Source organism: Bradyrhizobium sp. JYMT SZCCT0428, from assembly GCF_018131075.1.
In the GTDB taxonomy this organism is placed as follows: domain Bacteria; phylum Pseudomonadota; class Alphaproteobacteria; order Rhizobiales; family Xanthobacteraceae; genus Bradyrhizobium.
On the sequence record NZ_JAFCLS010000019.1, the window covers coordinates 42467 to 59311 of the forward strand.

At 62.5% G+C, this 16845-nt stretch carries 21 protein-coding genes and 1 pseudogene; 6 read left to right on the forward strand and 16 right to left on the reverse strand.

All coding sequences use genetic code 11. The annotated features are described in order from the left end of the window. Positions 1-115: 115 nt before the first annotated feature. From JQ575_RS20610 to JQ575_RS20625, 4 genes are all read right to left on the reverse strand, one after another. The gene (locus tag JQ575_RS20610) at positions 116-670 is read right to left on the reverse strand and encodes an inner membrane-spanning protein YciB (protein ID WP_212035030.1); all 555 of its coding nucleotides are present in this window, start codon (positions 668-670) and stop codon (positions 116-118) included. A gap of 115 nt (positions 671-785) precedes the next feature. Beyond that, positions 786-1361, reverse strand: a complete 576-nt coding sequence (locus tag JQ575_RS20615; RefSeq protein WP_212035031.1) for a hypothetical protein — start codon at positions 1359-1361, stop codon at positions 786-788. 152 nt (positions 1362-1513) lie between these two features. Further along, on the reverse strand, positions 1514-1918 hold the full coding sequence (locus JQ575_RS20620) for an MAPEG family protein (RefSeq protein ID WP_192740288.1): 405 nt from the start codon (positions 1916-1918) through the stop codon (positions 1514-1516). Positions 1919-2149: 231 nt separating this feature from the next. After that, the gene (locus tag JQ575_RS20625; protein ID WP_212035032.1) at positions 2150-3553 is read right to left on the reverse strand and encodes a carotenoid oxygenase family protein; all 1404 of its coding nucleotides are present in this window, start codon (positions 3551-3553) and stop codon (positions 2150-2152) included. A gap of 123 nt (positions 3554-3676) precedes the next feature. Between JQ575_RS20625 and JQ575_RS20630 the strand changes: the two genes are divergently transcribed. Both JQ575_RS20630 and JQ575_RS20635 read left to right on the forward strand, forming a co-directional pair. After that, complete coding sequence (locus JQ575_RS20630) at positions 3677-4405, forward strand: TetR/AcrR family transcriptional regulator (protein WP_212035033.1); 729 nt, start codon at positions 3677-3679, stop codon at positions 4403-4405. Positions 4406-4532: 127 nt separating this feature from the next. Then, the gene (locus tag JQ575_RS20635; RefSeq protein WP_212035034.1) at positions 4533-6401 is read left to right on the forward strand and encodes a dihydroxy-acid dehydratase; all 1869 of its coding nucleotides are present in this window, start codon (positions 4533-4535) and stop codon (positions 6399-6401) included. A gap of 77 nt (positions 6402-6478) precedes the next feature. Here the strand turns inward: JQ575_RS20635 and JQ575_RS20640 are convergent, their stop codons facing one another. The 4 genes from JQ575_RS20640 to JQ575_RS20655 form a co-directional block, all read right to left on the reverse strand. Next, a complete protein-coding gene (locus JQ575_RS20640) occupies positions 6479-7111 on the reverse strand; it encodes a hypothetical protein (RefSeq protein WP_212035035.1) in 633 nt (210 codons plus the stop codon). 9 nt (positions 7112-7120) lie between these two features. Further along, positions 7121-9376: a xanthine dehydrogenase family protein molybdopterin-binding subunit gene (locus JQ575_RS20645; protein WP_212035036.1), complete on the reverse strand. Its 2256-nt coding sequence runs from the start codon at positions 9374-9376 to the stop codon at positions 7121-7123. A 1-nt stretch (position 9377) separates the two neighbouring features. Beyond that, the gene (locus JQ575_RS20650; protein ID WP_192740294.1) at positions 9378-9839 is read right to left on the reverse strand and encodes a (2Fe-2S)-binding protein; all 462 of its coding nucleotides are present in this window, start codon (positions 9837-9839) and stop codon (positions 9378-9380) included. Positions 9840-10023: 184 nt separating this feature from the next. Beyond that, on the reverse strand, positions 10024-11019 hold the full coding sequence (locus tag JQ575_RS20655) for a hypothetical protein (protein WP_249166781.1): 996 nt from the start codon (positions 11017-11019) through the stop codon (positions 10024-10026). On the opposite strand from JQ575_RS20655, the gene JQ575_RS44735 reads away from it, so the two are divergent. Continuing rightward, positions 11018-11215 carry a hypothetical protein gene (locus JQ575_RS44735; RefSeq protein WP_249166782.1) on the forward strand — a complete coding sequence of 66 codons (198 nt, stop codon included), beginning with the start codon at positions 11018-11020 and terminating at the stop codon, positions 11213-11215. The genes JQ575_RS20655 and JQ575_RS44735 overlap by 2 nt on opposite strands. Before the next feature lie 461 nt (positions 11216-11676). On the opposite strand, the gene JQ575_RS20660 is transcribed toward JQ575_RS44735, so the two are convergent. After that, positions 11677-12240: a hypothetical protein gene (locus JQ575_RS20660; protein WP_212035118.1), complete on the reverse strand. Its 564-nt coding sequence runs from the start codon at positions 12238-12240 to the stop codon at positions 11677-11679. Between the two features lie 240 nt (positions 12241-12480). On the opposite strand from JQ575_RS20660, the gene JQ575_RS20665 reads away from it, so the two are divergent. Next, complete coding sequence (locus JQ575_RS20665; protein ID WP_212035037.1) at positions 12481-13218, forward strand: SET domain-containing protein; 738 nt, start codon at positions 12481-12483, stop codon at positions 13216-13218. Positions 13219-13306: 88 nt separating this feature from the next. Here the strand turns inward: JQ575_RS20665 and JQ575_RS20670 are convergent, their stop codons facing one another. Continuing rightward, complete coding sequence (locus tag JQ575_RS20670; RefSeq protein ID WP_212035038.1) at positions 13307-13594, reverse strand: DUF6522 family protein; 288 nt, start codon at positions 13592-13594, stop codon at positions 13307-13309. Further along, positions 13591-14025, reverse strand: a complete 435-nt coding sequence (locus JQ575_RS20675) for an Rrf2 family transcriptional regulator (protein WP_212035039.1) — start codon at positions 14023-14025, stop codon at positions 13591-13593. The genes JQ575_RS20670 and JQ575_RS20675 overlap by 4 nt, the downstream gene beginning before the upstream one ends. Positions 14026-14109: 84 nt before the next feature. Between JQ575_RS20675 and JQ575_RS20680 the strand changes: the two genes are divergently transcribed. Beyond that, positions 14110-14571 carry a group III truncated hemoglobin gene (locus tag JQ575_RS20680; protein WP_312015978.1) on the forward strand — a complete coding sequence of 154 codons (462 nt, stop codon included), beginning with the start codon at positions 14110-14112 and terminating at the stop codon, positions 14569-14571. Then, positions 14568-14702, forward strand: a complete 135-nt coding sequence (locus tag JQ575_RS45750; protein ID WP_283842632.1) for a hypothetical protein — start codon at positions 14568-14570, stop codon at positions 14700-14702. Before JQ575_RS20680 ends, JQ575_RS45750 begins: the two co-directional genes overlap by 4 nt. 25 nt (positions 14703-14727) lie before the next feature. On the opposite strand, the gene JQ575_RS20685 is transcribed toward JQ575_RS45750, so the two are convergent. The 5 genes and pseudogenes from JQ575_RS20685 to JQ575_RS20705 all read right to left on the reverse strand — a co-directional run bounded on the left by JQ575_RS20685 (position 14728) and on the right by JQ575_RS20705 (position 16713). Then, complete coding sequence (locus JQ575_RS20685) at positions 14728-15159, reverse strand: DUF1801 domain-containing protein (RefSeq protein WP_212035040.1); 432 nt, start codon at positions 15157-15159, stop codon at positions 14728-14730. Positions 15160-15203: 44 nt separating this feature from the next. After that, a pseudogene (locus tag JQ575_RS20690) lies at positions 15204-15682 on the reverse strand (DUF1801 domain-containing protein). Between the two features lie 22 nt (positions 15683-15704). Continuing rightward, the gene (locus tag JQ575_RS20695; protein WP_212035041.1) at positions 15705-15911 is read right to left on the reverse strand and encodes a hypothetical protein; all 207 of its coding nucleotides are present in this window, start codon (positions 15909-15911) and stop codon (positions 15705-15707) included. Between the two features lie 53 nt (positions 15912-15964). Beyond that, positions 15965-16393 (reverse strand): SRPBCC domain-containing protein, encoded by a 429-nt coding sequence (locus JQ575_RS20700; protein WP_212035042.1) that lies wholly within the window; start codon positions 16391-16393, stop codon positions 15965-15967. Next, on the reverse strand, positions 16390-16713 hold the full coding sequence (locus tag JQ575_RS20705) for a helix-turn-helix transcriptional regulator (protein WP_212035043.1): 324 nt from the start codon (positions 16711-16713) through the stop codon (positions 16390-16392). The genes JQ575_RS20700 and JQ575_RS20705 overlap by 4 nt, the downstream gene beginning before the upstream one ends. Positions 16714-16845: the final 132 nt, after the last annotated feature.

Consider the following 16845-nt stretch of genomic DNA (forward strand, 5'->3'; position numbering starts at 1 on the left):
GGCGGCGGTATAACCCATCTTGCCGCGCATGCCCAACCCTGTAGCCTTCCTTTTGACGCGTTTTCTTGACGCGAACCGGTATCCACTTCGCTTGAAAACGCTTTGCCTACGGTACTTACGCGCGGGCGGCCGCGCGCAGGCGGCTGCCGACCAGGACGCGGAACGCGACATATTGCACGGCGAACAGAGCAATCTTGGCCCCGATCAGCACGACGGTCACATAGAACGTCCACAGCTTCATGTCTCCGGTCATCGCGACGCCGATGGTGCCGGCGGCGAGCACGAAGCACAACCCGGCCCAGACGTAGCCTGCGGCAGTGACATATTCCGGAATGGTCTGGGTCACGATCGGCGGCATATAGCGCAGCATCCAGCCGCGCTTGAGCATGATGAGGCCGATCGCAAAATGCCCGATCGCGGGTTTCGCCAGCACGAAGCGCGGATCGTGAGTCAGCAGCGTGGCGCCGCCGAGCACGATCACGAGCCCGAGGCTGGCCCAGGTCATGTAGCCGAGTTCCTTGCCTTTGATGCGGGAGTAGATCACCTGGCCGATGGCGCCTGCGATCGCGACGCCGGTCGCCAGCAACACGTTATCCGTCGCGAGATAGATCGCGATGAACACGATGGTGGAGAAAAAGTCGGCGCCTAATCTTGCGAATACGTCCTTCACTGTCGCGATCCTCCTTGGTGAATGACGTCATTGCGAGAAGCGAAGCGACGAAGCAATCCATCTTTCTTGTTATAGCTATGGATTGCTTCGCTGCGCTCGCAATGACGGTTGATAGTTAGACCTCGGGCAAAGCGTTGGCGGGCGGGGTGCCATATTTTGCCTTGCGGTATTCGGGATACCATTTGGTGAAATAGGCCGCGCTGTTGCGTGCGGCAAATGCGACCAGCAATCCCGACCACAGCGGCAGGCCCGGCACATAGATCAGCGCGGCATTGCCGGCCATCATCAACAGCATCGCGCCGGTCCACGCCCAGGTGATGATGTAGTTCGCCTTGATGAAGCCGGGCAGTTTCGTGGTTTCGGCATCGACCACCTCAAGCGCATATTGCAGCGTGAAGGGTTTGCTGCCCACGATCGAGCCCAGCGTGACCAGGAATATTCCGGCATCGACGGCGAACTTGACGCCGGAGACACTCAACTGCGGATCGATCAGGGTGACGTAGCTGCCGACTGCGCCGAACACCACCACGGAGCCCGCGCCGAGAATCTTCAGCGAACGGCCGCGGGCCATGTCGTAGGCGATCACCGCGAGACAGATCACGGCGCCGGCAAACAGGCTGACCGCGGTCGAGGTTACCAGCATCAGCAGGGCGAAGGCACCGTAGGGGGCGAGGATCAGGAAGATCGTCATGGCAGCCTCTCAGGCTTCATCTTTACATCGTAAAGATACCGTAAGGGCAAGGGCGGGAGTCGTCAAGAAAAATCTTTACAGTGTCAAAATAAATGTGTTCTGATCGAAATAATCAAATAATCCAATTGGTTATGTGGTGTTGAACGAATGGACTAAAACGGCCAGAAACGCGCCAGCGCGAGAAGCGCGGCTGCAAGCAGCACAAGCAGGGTAAGCAGAATGCCACCGACCCGGCAGATCTGAAACTGCATGGTGCGAGGGCCGACATACATGCCGAGCGGATGCAGCAGCCGTGCCACCAGCAGCATTCCCATCAAGAGGTGCACCCGCGCGGTCGGCATGCCGGACATTTCCAGCAGCGCGACCAGCAACACGATAACAGGGACGTATTCGGCAAAGTTGCCATGCGCGCGAATGGCGCTGCGCAGCTTGATGTTGTCGCCGTCGCCGAACACGACGCGATGTCCCCGCCGCAGGCGCGAGACCTGCAGGCCGAGCACGAGATACAGCAGCGCGAGAAGGGCGAGATAGAAGCCGGTGATCGTGGGTATGTGCATGTGTGTTTCCCCCGGAATGACTCATAGCGTCATTCCGCGATGCGCAATAGCGCATCTGAGGGCGCGTTAGCGCGAACCCGGAATTTCGATTGTACAACCTCTCGTCATTCCGGGGCTCGCGAAGCGAGAGCCCGGAATCCATCGGGCGGCAAGTGACGTCGATGAATGGATTCCGGGCCTGCGCCCAAGTGGGCGCATCCCGGAATGACGAGCATGGTAGTTCGCCGCCGTCTACTCCGCACTCACCCAATTGCCATGGAAACCATCGGGCACGCGATGCCCGAGATGCACCAGCGCCACCGGTCCGGCTTCGACGTCTTTGGCGTTGAACACCGCCAAGTCGCTGCGGTTTTCGCGCGCGCGCCAGACCGCGGCGAGCAGCCAGCCGTCGCCCTCGGCGGCGTCTTCGCCGCGCTCGACGAACACGGCTTCGGAAATGGTGTCGCCGGCGGGCAGGTGATACTTGCCGAGCCGCTTGCCCTTGCCGTCGACATGCACGATGCCGGACAGCGCGCCGAACATCGGCAGATCAGGATTGGCGCAGGCGTACCAGCCGTGGTTGCTGGCAAGGCCCGCGCGCCGATCGTCGATGCGCGGAAATTCGCCGGTGAGATCGTCGAGATACACTTGCGTGAAGCGGTCGGTATTGCCGGAGAGATCGAAGGTCCAGCGGCAATAGCGTGCGCGCGATTTTTCAGGATCCGTCGGCGAACCGTCGGGGTGGGTGAACAGCGGCGCTTCCTCGAACTGCATCACGTCGGCGATGATGCGGCCGCCTTCCTCCCACGCGTTCATGACGTGGAACACGTAGCAGCTCTCGGCGCGGAACCAGACGATGTCTTTCGCCGAACCGGTGCGCTTCATGACGCCGACATAGGCGCCTTTCTCCGGCTCCCAGGCGTAAGGCGGCTTGCCGCGCATCGCCCGCTCCATGCTGCCGGTGATGGGCAGGATCGGAAACAGCATGTGATTTTCGGTGACGATGAAGTCGTGCACCATGCTGGCGTAGGGCGACTCAAAACGATCGAACCGCGTCACCACGCCTGACGCGTTGACCGATCCGAACGAGAGGGCAGGGGTCAGGGGTCCCGCGGCGTTATAGCCGAAGAACACCATTTCGCCGGTGACCGGATCGATCTTGGGATGCGCCGTAAAGGGGCCTGCGATCGCGCCCTTGTAGTCGCAGTAGCCCATACGCTCCAGGGTACCCGGTTCGATCTCGGTCGGCATATGGCCTTCTTCGAGCGCCAGCAGGCGGCCGCCGTGGAAGATGATGTTGGTGTTGGCGACGCCGCCGTCATTGGTGACATCGGCGGGCGCGCCCGGCAGCTTGCGGCCGAAGCCGCCGAACAATGCGCGGCCGGCGTCATGCTCGGCCTGCCATTTGGGGGTACGGACCCAGCGGTTGCGATAGCTGGCGCGGCCGTTCTCGAGATGGAAGGCGTGCAGCATGCCGTCGCCGACGAACCAGTGCGCGCCGGGCGCCTCGAATTGCGGGTTGGGGCCGTTGCGATAGAGCGTGCCGTTGAGCTCGCGCGGCAATTCGCCGGTCACCTTCAGGAACGGCGCGTCGCATTCCATCGGTATCGGCGCCAGATTGGTCCGCGCCGCGTTGGTCGCCACTTGATCGAGCATCGTCGCTTCCTCCCGGCTTGATCTTTACAACGTAAAGATATGGCTACAGGGCATGCCAGCCATCGTCAAGCAAAATCTTTACAGTGTAAAAATTGCGGCTATAAGGATCCGCAAGGGGTTCAGATGGCCAAAACATCGAGAGAAAACAAAGTGGTCCGCACCGTCGCGCGGACCCGTAAGCCGGCGAGGGCGGCTGCCGAACGGCCCGCCGTGCGGCGGCGCAAATCGTCAGGCGATACCCCCTATCATCATGGCGACCTTCGCGAGGCCCTGCTGCAGGCGGCCGAGCGGGTGCTGGAGCGCGACGGGCTGGCAGGGCTGACGCTGCGCGCGGTGGCGCGCGAGGCCGGCGTCTCGCATGCCGCGCCGACCCATCATTTCGGCGATCTCACCGGCCTCGTCAGCGAACTCGCGGCGATCGGCTTTCGGATGTTCAACGAGGCCATGAACGCCGCCGGCAACAGCGAGACGCTGCCGATCATGAAGGGGCTGGCAAGCGCCAAAGCCTACGTCGCCTATGCGCAGGCGCATCCCGGCATGTACGGCGTGATGTTCCGCAGCGCACGGCTGGATTATTCGCGCCCCTCGCTGCATGAGGCCTCCGATGCCGCGTTCGCAGGGCTGACCCGCGGTGTCGGCGCCAGCCGGCACGAGCAGATTCCACAGGATGGGCTCGCGCTGGATCAGGCCGCCGCCATCGCGCGTGCGTGGTCGCTGGTGCATGGTTTTACCACGCTGCTGCTTGACGGCCGGCTCACCGGCATTCTGGAGCGGTTGCCCGAGGGGACGTCGGCCGACAAGCTGCTGGACGCGATGCTGCGCGGGGCCGTGCCCCGCCCGCCGGGGGCCTAGGTGGCAGCATACCAGCTATCGGGCATGTGACTTCCGCGTGACTTCCCGCAGGTCGGCGCTCTATAAGGTGCGCCTTAAATCGTTTCTAATATCGACCGAACGCCCCCCTGCCGGGAAGGAACTAGCCGTGACAGACTCCAAAGCCGTCCTCATCGATCGCCATCCCGGCCGCACGGCCCAGACCATCGGGATCGCGCGCGTGCTTGGCGCCGACGAGGACCTGATCCACGAGCCGTCGGTCGGCGTGGTCGGCACCAAGGGCGACAGCCAGTGCTACATAGGGGTGATGGCGAAGGTCGATGCGATCCATGCCAGCCTCAAGAGCCATGTCGGCAAGGGCGCCGGCCAGATGAAGCTGCGGCTGGTGCAACCGGAATACACCATCGCCACCTCGGACGGCATCCGCAACGGCACGCGCGAAATGCGCTACTCGCTGATCGGGCGCGAAGTGACGCACGATGCGCTCTGCGAGCATCTGGAGGCCACCGGGCTGCTCGGCACCATCGCTGTCGTCGCCTGCGACAAGCCGCCGGTCGGCACGCTGGCCGCGCTGCTCGAGCACAATCAGCCCGCGATCATCATGTCCGACGGCGCGATCCATCCCGGCACCGATCCGAACACCGGCGAGAAGCTCGACATCGTCAGCGCCTACCAGGTCGCCGGCAACCCCGATGCGGAATACCGCCACCACATCGCCTGCCACGCCTGTCCCGGCTACGGCAGCTGCGGCGGCATGTTCACCTACAACACCATGCAGACCTTCATCGGCGTCGTCGGCATGCAGCCGCTGCACATGGTAGCGCCGCCGTCCGACGATCCGCGCCGCCTCATGGAGTTTCCGGATCAACTGGTCGGCTACCTCGCGCAGATGATCGCGAAGGGCCTCAAGCCGCGCGACATCGTGGTCCGCGACGCGATCCGCAACGCCGTGATCGTCGCGATGGCGATCGGCGGCTCCACCAACGTCACGCTGCACGCGCCGGAGATCGCGCGCGCCGCAGGCTTCGCCGACTTCTGGAAAGAGGTCATGACGCCGGCCGAGTTCAATCATCTGTCGCAATACGTCGTGCCTGTCCTCACCGACGCCCGGCCGTACGGCAAATATTCGATGGTCGATATCGACCGCGTCGGCGGCGTGCAGGTGATCGTCCGTGAATTGCTGGAGGCCGGACTGCTCAACGGCGACGTGATGACCTGCACCGGCGAAACGCTGGCCGAACAGGTCAAGCGCCTCGAAACCAAGCCCGCCGACGGCACTGTCATCTACACCGTTGCTAAGCCCTACAAGCCGACCGGGGGCCTGCGCGTTCTCGGCGGCAATCTGTCGCCGGAATTCTCGGCGATCCTTAAATTGGCCGGTGTCGAAGGCGGGCTGGAAAACAATCTGTTCCGCGGCCGAGCGCGCGTGTTCGAAGGCGAGCGGGGACTGCTCGAGGCGCTCGACAAGACGCCCGACCTTTTCCAGAACAACGACATGATCATCGTGCGCTACGAGGGTCCGAGCGGCGCGCCCGGCATGCCGGAAATGCTCGATCCCACCTCGCGCATCACCACGCTGTGCCGCGAGCGCGGCATCGTGGTGGCGCTGATGACCGATGCGCGGTTCTCCGGCGGATCGGTCGGCCTCGTCATCGGCCATGTCGGCCCCGAAGCCGGCCTCGGCGGCCCCATCGCCTTCGTCGAGGACGGCGACGAGATCATCGCCGATCTCAACAAGAACGAACTCAACTGCACGGCGCTGGCGGATCCGGCCGTTTTGAAGGCGCGCAAGGCAGCCTGGGACAAGGTGGTGGCAGCCAATGGCGGCCTGCACCCGAACTGCGGCGTCGCCGACACCCGCCTGTTGCACCGCGCGCGGCTCTCTGCCGTGCCGGCGACCCGCGGCGGCGGCCTGCACCCCAACCGCGAGGTCTGGGTCCGCGAGCAGCGCGAGGCGACGCGGTCGGGCTTCGTGCCGAAGAACAAGCACCGGCCGGACGCCGCAAAGGCGTTTTAGCAAGCGGCCGGCTGGATCTGGCATCGACGGAGCAGTTGCAGCAAGTACTGCATCGCTTCGCGGCGACAACGAGCGCGTCAGTTCGGACAGGGTTGTCCCGCGGCTCCCCACAGAGCCATGTCTTTGACATGGTCCTCGAAGGTACCTGGTGGCGTGGAACGGCCTGCCCCGGGGTGCCACCCCCGAGGGATGAAGCCGCTCAACGATGCATCGTGCCGCAAGTGTTCAAGGAGACCAACGGCGTCCCGACCGCCATTGCGTTTGGGATCCTTCAGCTGCGCACAAATCTCGGCGCCACTCTTGCCGAACCAGATGAACGCGACCGGGGCAAGTTGCCAGTCAATGCCGGCGCGCAACGGCGCCGGTGCGGGATCGTTCGGCAGGGTGGAGGTCATGTGACATGTCGAGCAAGGGATTGTCTCGGCCCCGATGCGGCTCGCTCCGCCTTGAATATTCATGCCGTGCACCCGGGTCCTGTTTTCGCCTGCCGGCGTCCACATCGGTATGGCCTTGGCGTCGACATGGCAGTTGGCACAACGTGGATGTGTGACAACTGCTTCAATCCTCTTCCAGGCTTCCAGCCCCTCGGCACGGCTGACGCTGCCCGCCGGCAGTACGTCCTTGGCGGCCTCGTCTTTGGCCACGACAATTCCCGTGAGGGCCAGGACTGAAGAAGCAGCGAACGCGACCGCGATCAGAGATGTTTTCATGGCTCGCCCTCAAACAAAATCGATGAACTTGTTGAAGGGCATTTCGCGGATACGCTTTCCCGTTGCCGCGAATATCGCGTTGGCTAGCGCGGGAGCGGCGGGAGGAACAGGCGGCTCCCCGACACCTCTCACTTTGGGATCGTTCTCAAGCCCACGAACTTCGATAACCGGGCACTGGTAGATCCGCATGGCTTCATGGTGGTGGTAGTTGGTCTGCTGTACCGCGCCCTTTGCGTAAGTGAGTTCGCAATTGATCGCGTGACCGAGCCCCCAGACGACCCCTCCCTGCACCTGGTTCTCGAAGTTGACGGGATCGACGACCTTGCCGACATCGACCGCGACCCAGACCTTGTCGATCCTGATGCCTCTGTCCGTAGCTGTCACTTCGACGACTTCGGCCGTCGGTGTCCCAAAAGATTCGACGAACGCGACGCCCCGTCCTCTGCCGTTACCAAGCGGTCCCTTCCAATCCGACATCTGCGCGACCGTTTCCAGCACCTTGCGGTAGGTCGGAACGGTGCACATCTCGATGCGCGCCTTCATTGGATCAAGGCCTGCCGCATGGATCAGTTCGTCGATGAAGCTTTCGGTGAAGAAACCGGCGGTCGAGGCGCCGACGGAGCGCCACGTGGTGCATGGCGACAGCCCCTGCGCTTCATAGCTGGTGGCCCGGAAATTCGGGATGTCGTAATAGACGTTCCACAGCCCGGCGGCCAATTGCGCATCGGGATCCTTTGAGGGGGTGCCCGTACGTTCGAGCAGCCCCTTTAGCGGCGCAGTCGATACCGATTGCAGGTCGGCCGCCACGATCTTGCCGTTCTTGACGCTGCCTTTGTGCCGGGCGATTGAAATCTGTCGCGGAATATCCTGGAGAAAGTCTTCCTCGCGCGAAAACACCAGCTTGATCGGCGTGCCGCGCATCTGGTTTGCGATCTCGGCCAGCACACGGATGTTCTCGTATTCGAGACGGTGGCCAAAACTTCCACCGGCCCATTGATTGTGAAAGGTCACCTGTTCCGGTTTGAGGCCGATCGCCGTCGCCGCGATCGACTGCACGGCCTGCGGGCTCTGGTGGCCGACCCAGATTTCCATCCCCTTGTCGGTGACGATGGCGATCCCGTTGAGCGGCTCGAGCGGCTGATGTGCGACATAGGGTGCGCGATACTCCGCCTGGACCGGCGTGCCGTCCTTCAACCCGGCGTCGATATCGCCGATCTTCCGCCACTCCTTGCCGAGGAATTCCGGCTTGAACGACGCTTCCAGAACCTTCCAATGGTCGGCCTGCTCGGCGGGATAGGCCGAGGGCGCCCACTGGCAGTCGATCGCGTCGACCGCCTGCATCGCGTACCAGCTGTTGGTCGCGATGACAGCAACGCCGTTCTTGATTTCGAGGATCTTTTTGACCCCCGTCATCGATTGCGCCTTGCTTGCATTGTACGACTTCATAGGCTGACCCTTGTTGGGGTTCAGCTTGACGGAGGCGAACATCATGCCGTCCATTTTCAGATCGATGCCGAACTTCAGCTCGCCCATGACCTTCGGACGAACATCGAGCCGCATCATCGGCTTGCCCACCATTCGCCATGTCGACGGGTCGCGCGGCTTGACGTCCAGCACCGGCGCAATCTTCGCGGCTTCCGCCGCGAGGTCGACATAGGCAATCTTGCTGCCGTTAGGCAGGATCACGTGGCCGGATTGGGTGCGGATGTCGGCGATAGGAATGCCCGAACGCTTGGCGGCCGCGGCCTTCAGCGTCTCACGCGCGACCGCGCCAGCGACGCGCAACTTTTCGTAAGTGTCAGGAATCGTGCTCGACCCGCCCGTCATCTGCAAGCCGGTCTTCCTGAGATATTCCAGCGTGGCAGCGCGGGCTGCTTCGGCGGCCGGGCTTTGGTCAGCCGCCACGAACGGCGCAAACTCATCCGCGAAGCCGGAGTTGAAGTAGGCGGGACTGGGGCCTGCGAACCGGATCTCGAACTGACCGGGATCGAGGTCCATCTCTTCGGCGATCAGGATCGGCTGCACGGAGCCGACGCCCTGACCGATGTCGGCGTGCTGTGCGATGAGCGTGATTTTCTGCGGGCTGATCTCGACCCAGGGATTGAAGGTCACGGCGTTGGGCCCGAGGCCGGCGGCCAATGGATTGCTATTGGCGGTCGTGGCGGCCTGTTCGGCATGACTGGAGGAACCGAAAGCGATGCCGCCGGCTACAGCGGCGGAGCCCACGATGAAAGCGCGACGAGAGAGGTTCTGCATGACGCCCATGTTACTTCGCCCCCATCTTTGCGGCAGCGGCATGGATCGCGGCGCGAATGCGCGGATAGGTGCCGCACCGGCATAGATTGCCGGACATCACCACATTGATTTCCTCGTCCGTTGGCTTGGGGATCAGTTCAAGAAGCGAAATGGCCTGCATGATCTGGCCGGTCTGGCAATAGCCGCACTGCGGGACCTGATGTTCGATCCAGGCCTGCAGAACCGGGTGCTGGTCTCTATCTCGCAACCCTTCGATCGTGGTGACCGACTTGCCGGCGACGTCGCCGATACGCGACTGACAGGAACGGACCGCCGCGCCGTCTATCTGGACGGTACAGGCGCCACATTGCGCTACGCCGCATCCGTATTTGGGACTTGTGACACCGAGTTCGTCGCGCAACACCCAAAGCAACGGCATCTCAGGAACGACGTCAACCTGGTGCTTGGTCCCGTTGACCGTGAGCTCGATCATGTCGATATGTCCCTTTGTGGATCTTGTTGTCCTCACTTCCGGGCAGCTTCACGCCGGGTAACGTAACTTAGGTTTCCTTGGCTGCCAAGTGTTGCACGGACGTGACGATAGAGCGCACGCGCTGGCTTGCGTCGCGATGCCTTTTTGCTAGGCAGTTCGGACATCGTCGTAGCAATCCAGCGGGTCAGCCTATTCGATTGAGGGTGCCCCTGATGCTGGTGAACATCTCGCCGATGTTCTTGCGCATTGAATCCAGCTTCTGAAAATCTTCAAAGATCCTGGAAATTCTCGCGTCGAGCTCGGTCTTGTTGGTGGCGATCGCATCCACGCGCGAGGCGAGGCCTTCATCGCCCTTTAGCTCGATCTCGCCAAGCGTCTTGCTCAGGATCGCGTGACCGATATTCACTTCAGCGATCAACGCCTCGATGCCGTAGACCGGCCCTTGCAGGGGCGCCAGTCCGGCCTGCGACGTCGCCAGTTCCTCCTTGAACTGGCCCAGCGTCGCCGAAAAATCCTGCAGGTTCCGGAGACGCAATCGGCAGTCGACGATGAATTCGTTCAGCGCGTTCTGGCGGTCGAGCAGGCTGGCGCCGCTGGAATCCGTCTCAATCGCCGCAAGCGAGCGCTCCAGATGCGTCCGACGTTCCCTGAGCTCTTCCAGGTCGAGGCGAATAGCGTCCAGAATATGGAAGCAATCATCAACCTGCGCGACCCGCTGCTCGATCTCGCGCTTGTTCTTCGTGAGGTTCTCAACCCGCAGGCTGAGCTTTTCATCCCCGCTGGATTCGAGTTCATCCAGCATCCTGGTCAGCTGGTCGCCGGATGAGCGCAGCTCGGTAATGAGGGCGTTGATCCCGGTTTCCGGCGTGCGGACGGGCACCAGCTCGGCGTGGGTCTTGGCCAGCTCTTCCTTGAAGCGGTTGAGCGTCGCCAGCGACTGCTGCAGCACGCCGTGACGGTTGTGAATCGCGGATACGCTTTGGTCCAGTTCGTTGACGCGATCGCCGAGATTTTTCTTGTTGTCGTCGGTCTCGAGCTCGGTGAGCCACCGCTCGAGCTGACGCAGCCGGTCCTTCAATTCGCTGAATACGGGCTCGGCAACGCGCCGCTTCTCCGACACGACGCCGACCGTCTCGCGAAGGGCCTGCTGGCGGCGCCGGATCTCTTTCAAGCCGCTCATGAAGATCGACGGAATCGTACCGGCTCTGCTGTTCGGCTACCCGCTTTTCCGTGTCCGCGAGCGTCGTCTGAAGCGATACGATGGCTTCTTCGGGGTCGCTCTTGGCGAGAGACTGGACCGACGAGTCGAAACCAGCCTGCGCATCATGCGCGGCCACAACCCCTTGTCGCAGGCCCCGGAGGCGGTCCCGCAGTAATTTGTTCTGGCGCGCCAGGCCGTAAGCCTGCCAGACGGATGAGCCGATCAGCGCTAGAGTGGTCAGCATGATGGCGCCGAGCGCGAACCGCTGGGGACCTGGCAGCGCTGCAAGCTGAACCGATATCTGGGCTGGATCGAGTCCCAATGTCGCGCCTGCAAAAAACGCGCAAGCGCTGAACAGCACTATCCAGGCGATGATCGGAAACCACATACGGTGATCTAATCAGACTGTGTCGTAATCGATTGAAGGGGTGTTTTTTGAGGGCAAACCGGGTTGGATGCCCGTTTCCGCAAATCCACGTCCCCCTTTTGGTCGGGAACCATAACGGCTTTTGAGGTCCTGCGGTAGTCTTACAGCGCCTGCACACGCGACTTGGCGCCGCAACCCTGGCGCGTCCATGGAGAGAAGGCGGGTGGGGGTCGCGTGTCAGAACGGCGCCGGGCGCCAGACGTCATCCGCTAGCGCTTCGCCATGCTGACGGCGCGGCCGGTCTGGCCGATCACCTTCACTTCGTCCTTGCCGCAGGTGAAGCTGCGCGCGAGCTCATCTGCGGCCTTGCGGGCAAGCTCGTTGGGATTTGGGTTGGCCTGCGCGTCGATATAGGCGACGTGGCAGACGGCGCCGGGCGGCAGCCTGGTCACCGCCAGCATCGGCTTGGCGGTGGGGCGGCCTTCCTTGTCCGGATCGCTGTTGTCGGCGATGTGCCAGCGCTGGATGATCGCGAACGGCTTGCCGTCCACCGCCCGCCATTCGACGGTGTTGGTGGTCGAGTTGAACGGGCCGAACCAGCCTTGCGCGGCCGGCTCCTTGGCCGCCGCGGCGCGGTTGCGGCCGACCGAGACGGTTTCGCGTAAGTCGCCTTCGCTGATCAGCACCACCAGGCCCGCCGTGCCGGGGCAGACCCGCGTCGTGCTGCCGTCGAGCTCGCTCGGCTTGCCGATCATGCGGCAATCCTTCGGCGCCGTGGAGGTATAGAGGCTGCTGAATGTCTGGGCATTTGCCGGTGAAAACGGGCCAAGCATGGCGCATGCCGCACCGGCCAATGCCGTCAAATGCAGATTGCGGAGGTGTTTCATCCCTTGGCGTCCCTTGAGGTCCCTTGGGCCACCCCGGCCTTTGGGGGAACAATGACAGTCTGACGTGCGCAATCTGGGGAAGGTTCAAGGAAGCCAACCGAAATACCTGACATCGGCGCGGAATCGTCCTAGAAGGGCAGCTTCGCCATTCCCTTCACTCACCAGTGTGTCAGTAATTCAATCGTCATGGCTACCGTATCTGCGAACAAACCCTATCGCGTCGGCCGCTCCCGCACCGGGCTTGGCCTCTTCGCCACCAAACCGATCAAGAAGGGCGCCAAGATCGTTCGTTATTTTGGGCCACTATTGGATTCGAAGAAGAAAAAAGACGACGCGATCGAGAACAAATATCTGTTCGAGCTGACCAACCGCTGGACCATCGACGGTTCGGTGCGCGCCAACGTCGCCCGCTACATCAACCATGCCTGCAAGCCGAACGCGGAATCCGACGTCAAGCCGCGCAAGCGCAAGGTCATCATCCGCGCCATCAAGAACATCGAGCCGGGCGACGAGATCAATTACGATTACGGCACCGACTATTTCAAAGCCTATCTGAAGCCGATCGGCTGCAAATGCGCGGCCTGCGAAAAGAAGCGCAAGAAGAAGCGCGCCGAGGCGAGGGCGGAGAAGCTTCGCCTCAAGGCCAAGGCGGAGCGGAAGGCTTTGAAGGAAGCCGAGAAGCAAAAGGCGAAAGCCGCCCGGGCGCGCAAGGCCAAAGCAAAGGCCAGGGAAAAAGACAGGCAGAAGCTGGTCGCCAAGACGCTTGGGGCGAAGACGAACGGCGTCAAGGCGAATGGGACCAAGCTGAATGGCAAGTCCTTGAACGGCAAGTCGCTGAACGGACACGCCCGCAAGACCCCAGCTGCAAAGTCCGGCATTCTCGCAAAGCCGCAGCAGGTCAAGGAAAATCGGGCGACGGCGTAAAGCTCTCCCGTCATTCCGGGGCGCGAAGCGAACCCGGAATCTCGAGATTCCGGGTTCGATGCTTCGCATCGCCCCGGAATGACAACAACTAACCCGGCTTCCGCGCCGACTGCGGCAACGACGAATCCCCGAAATCTACCGCCGAGCGCTGAACGATCGCGCCCGACGCATCGACGATGACGCGAAAGCGCCGGTGCTTCGAGAAGAACGTCAGCCGATGCCGGCCCTGATCCGCATCGACGCCACGCTCGGAAACGCTGGTGATCGTGCCCGCGCGCATGCCTTCCCTGAGCCGCGGCAGCGCGATGCCGAGGCCTTCGGCGACGATCGACGCGTCGATCTCCACTTCGCCATCGGCAAATTCGATCGGCTTCATGCGGCACCTCGCGCCGGGCTCGCTTTGGATCGCGCGGGATAGGCGCATTCCGCCAGCGTCGTGCCGTCGAGTTCGCGCATGAAGGCTTCGCGCGCGGCGGCGAGTTTTCCCTTCAGCCGGCAGCGCGGCAGCAGCGAGCAACAACCGCCATCCTCACGAAAACATTCGACCAGCGCTTCGCCTTCCAGCGCGCGCACGACTTCGCCGAGCGTGATCGATTGCGCCGGCCGCGCCAGGCTGAACCCGCCGCCGACGCCGCGTTGGGTCGAAATGAAGCCGCCATCGGCGAGATCCCGCACCACCTTGGCGAGGTGATTGCGCGAGATCCCGAACTCGGCCGCGATTTCGCTGGTGGCGAACGAGCGCGCCGGCTCGCCCGCCAGCCGCATCAGGGCGCGCAGGGCAAAATCGGTGAACGATGTCAGGCGCATGGGAGGCCCTCAGAAATGTGACTTGGCAGATCATCTATAGCAATCTAAATAGGTATTTGTAATACCTATTTGAGGAGACCTGTTGTGACAGGGGCAGAACGGCGTCAGGCGATCACCGCCGAGATCATGGAAAGAACCGGCATCACGGAAGCCATGATCGAACGGCTGGTGCGCGGCTTCTATGCAAAAGTCCGCAGCGATCCGATGCTGGCGCCGGTATTCGAGGCGCGCATTAGGGATTGGGAGCCGCATCTGCAACAGATGTGCGCGTTCTGGTCGTCGGTAGCGCTGATGTCGGGCCGCTACCACGGCACGCCCATGGTCAAGCATATGCCGCTGCCGGTCGACGCCGCACATTTCGACCGCTGGCTCGAGCTGTTCGAGGCTGCGGCGAACGAAATCTGTCCGCCGGTGGCCGCTGATCATTTCGTCGAACGGGCGCAGCGGATCGCGGCAAGCCTTGAACTTGGCGTCGCCAGCGGGCAGGGCGTCATGCTCGCACCCGGCGAAAGATTTCGGCGCAGCGAAACAGGAGGCCTGCAATGACCAACCAGACGCGTGCGATACAAGGCAAGGATCAGGCTGATCCGTATGCCGGCAGCAGCCTTGTACCAATGCTTGTCATCGGGCTGGTGCTGACGCTGGCCGGAATGTTCGCTGCGCTGGCGTTGAGTTAGGCGTCGCGCAGCGACGCCTAGTCGGCTAGCGGGGTTTTTTCTTTGAGCTGTTCAGGGCGGCCGCGGCGCGTATCAGCGTCTTGAACGCATCCGCATTGATTTCAACGCCCTCATGGATATCGATCGCGCGTCTGGTGTTGCCTTCGAGGCTGGAGTTGAACAGCTTTGACGGGTCCTTGAGCGAAGCGCCCTTGGCGAAAGTCAGCTTCACGGCGCTCTTGTAGGTCTCGCCGGTGCAGATGATCCCGTCGTGCGACCAGACCGGAACGCCGCGCCACTTCAACTCCTCAACCACATCAGGCACGGCCTGTTTGATCAGCGCGCGGACACCGGCGAGCGTCTTGCCTCTCCAGTCACCCAGATCCTTGATCTTGATGTCGATCAGCCGGGAAGGGGATTCTTCCTTGGTGGTCTCCTTGGTCGCTGCGCTCTTCTTCACCGTTGCGCTCTTCTTCATATTGTTTTCACCTCATGCGGCTGCGTATTTGGTTTGCGAAGATATCAAGGCGCGAGATAGCCGGGCAACGCGGCGGCCTGCTTCAGCCATTTGGTCAACTGCGCCTCGTCGAGTTCGTCGTCTTCATGGATGTCGAGGTAGCGGACATCCTTGTGCTTGCTGGCGCCGGGCGGCAGCGGTCGCAGTGATGCGCCGCGGAAGAACGCCACTTTGACGTAGCGCGTGTAGACGTGGAGCGAAAGGAACCAGCCCTGGCCCTCGATCCCGTAGAAGGGCGAGTTCCACTTCACGGCCTTGCGCACATTGGGCACTGTCCGCACGATCAGCGCGTCGAGCCGCTTGCCAAGGTCGCGCTTCCAGCCCGGCATCGCGGCGATATAGGCCTGCACCGGAGCGTCGCCGTCCGCCTTCGCGATCTGCGGATTGTCGCCCGACAGCAGCTCGGCTTCGTGGCAACCCGCCTGGTGGCGGTTTTCTTTGCGACCTTCTTCGCCGGCTGCTTGGACGTCTTGCCCGCCTTCATGCCCACTCCTTAGCCCGGTGCGTCAACCGCTACGCCACTTGGTGGCATAGGGCAGCGCGAACAAGTACAAACCGCTGAACAGCAGCAGGAACAGCGGCAGCAGCGCCAGGAAGCCGATCCAGTCGGCATGCGTCCCCATTGCCACGGCGATGAAGTTGATGATGACGGTCACCGTAAAGGCAATGGATAGCCAGCGGTGGATCTGTCGAATCCAGACGTTCCAGTTCAATGGAATCTCCTCTTGTTACGTGCCTGAATGTTTACTCAGCCGCAGCTTCGGCTTCACTCGCCCCGTTCCAGCAACTGCTCCAGCTTTGCAAAGAACTCCTGCCAGCCCGCCTTGGCGCCGCCATAGGCCTGCGGCTGATCCGGCCGGAAGCCCGACTGCTCCATGCGCAGCAGGGTCCCGGTGCGCGTCGGCGTGAGCGTCCAGGCGACGACGCTCGACAGATTGTAGGCCGCTTGTTCGTGCTTGAAATTCCAGGTGTAGGTCAGCTTCTTATTCGGCTCGACGGCGAGAACCTCGCAGTCCAGCACGCCGCCCCATTCGCCGCGCAGATTGAAATTGTGACCCACGACAGGCTTGAAGTCGTTCTTCATCAGCCACTCCTCGATCAGATGCGGTTGCGTCAGCGCGCGCCAGATTTTTTCCGGCGGATGCGGGATCTCGCGTTCGACGACGACGGAGCGCGTTTCGGTCGCAGTGTTCATTGGTCCATCCTTTTGAGGAGATCTTCGAGGTCGTCGAACCGGTTCTGCCAGAAGCCGGCCATCTGGCTGGTCCAGTCGATCAGCGGGGAAAGCGCGCCGAGCTGCGCGCTGTAATGCGTCTGTCGTCCTTCATGGCGGTCGCGCACCAGCCCGGCCTGCTTCAGGAGGCCGAGATGCTTTGAGACCGCCGGCTGCGAGACGCCGGCGCGCGCCGTCAGGGCCCCGACCGTCTGCTCGCCGTCGCGGCACAGCCGCTCGAAGATCGCCCGCCGCGTTGGATCGGCAAGGGTTCTGAACAGCACGTCATGAACGTTTGGCATCTGGTATCGATAACCCGTTGGCTATGGGTAGACGTATAACCGTCTGGATATATGTTAGTCAAGCGGGGAATGAGGAGCAGCCGAACAATTGCATCAGGCCGCGGCCAATATGAGGCGCTGAAGGTGGTTGGC

What these genes read in the sequence shown, in the direction of transcription:
- JQ575_RS45750 (WP_283842632.1), top strand. Translation starts at nt 14,568, where the DNA reads ATGACCAACCAGACGCGTGCGATACAAGGCAAGGATCAGGCTGATCCG.
- JQ575_RS20660 (WP_212035118.1), bottom strand. Translation starts at nt 12,240, where the DNA reads ATGCTTGGCCCGTTTTCACCGGCAAATGCCCAGACATTCAGCAGCCTC.
- JQ575_RS20625 (WP_212035032.1), bottom strand. Translation starts at nt 3,553, where the DNA reads ATGCTCGATCAAGTGGCGACCAACGCGGCGCGGACCAATCTGGCGCCG.
- JQ575_RS20685 (WP_212035040.1), bottom strand. Translation starts at nt 15,159, where the DNA reads ATGAAGAAGAGCGCAACGGTGAAGAAGAGCGCAGCGACCAAGGAGACC.
- JQ575_RS20655 (WP_249166781.1), bottom strand. Translation starts at nt 11,019, where the DNA reads ATGAGCGGCTTGAAAGAGATCCGGCGCCGCCAGCAGGCCCTTCGCGAG.
- JQ575_RS20650 (WP_192740294.1), bottom strand. Translation starts at nt 9,839, where the DNA reads ATGATCGAGCTCACGGTCAACGGGACCAAGCACCAGGTTGACGTCGTT.
- JQ575_RS20645 (WP_212035036.1), bottom strand. Translation starts at nt 9,376, where the DNA reads ATGGGCGTCATGCAGAACCTCTCTCGTCGCGCTTTCATCGTGGGCTCC.
- JQ575_RS20665 (WP_212035037.1), top strand. Translation starts at nt 12,481, where the DNA reads ATGGCTACCGTATCTGCGAACAAACCCTATCGCGTCGGCCGCTCCCGC.
- JQ575_RS20615 (WP_212035031.1), bottom strand. Translation starts at nt 1,361, where the DNA reads ATGACGATCTTCCTGATCCTCGCCCCCTACGGTGCCTTCGCCCTGCTG.
- JQ575_RS20675 (WP_212035039.1), bottom strand. Translation starts at nt 14,025, where the DNA reads ATGCGCCTGACATCGTTCACCGATTTTGCCCTGCGCGCCCTGATGCGG.
- JQ575_RS20705 (WP_212035043.1), bottom strand. Translation starts at nt 16,713, where the DNA reads ATGCCAAACGTTCATGACGTGCTGTTCAGAACCCTTGCCGATCCAACG.
- JQ575_RS20620 (WP_192740288.1), bottom strand. Translation starts at nt 1,918, where the DNA reads ATGCACATACCCACGATCACCGGCTTCTATCTCGCCCTTCTCGCGCTG.
- JQ575_RS20670 (WP_212035038.1), bottom strand. Translation starts at nt 13,594, where the DNA reads ATGAAGCCGATCGAATTTGCCGATGGCGAAGTGGAGATCGACGCGTCG.
- JQ575_RS20700 (WP_212035042.1), bottom strand. Translation starts at nt 16,393, where the DNA reads ATGAACACTGCGACCGAAACGCGCTCCGTCGTCGTCGAACGCGAGATC.
- JQ575_RS20640 (WP_212035035.1), bottom strand. Translation starts at nt 7,111, where the DNA reads ATGAAAACATCTCTGATCGCGGTCGCGTTCGCTGCTTCTTCAGTCCTG.
- JQ575_RS20630 (WP_212035033.1), top strand. Translation starts at nt 3,677, where the DNA reads ATGGCCAAAACATCGAGAGAAAACAAAGTGGTCCGCACCGTCGCGCGG.
- JQ575_RS44735 (WP_249166782.1), top strand. Translation starts at nt 11,018, where the DNA reads ATGAAGATCGACGGAATCGTACCGGCTCTGCTGTTCGGCTACCCGCTT.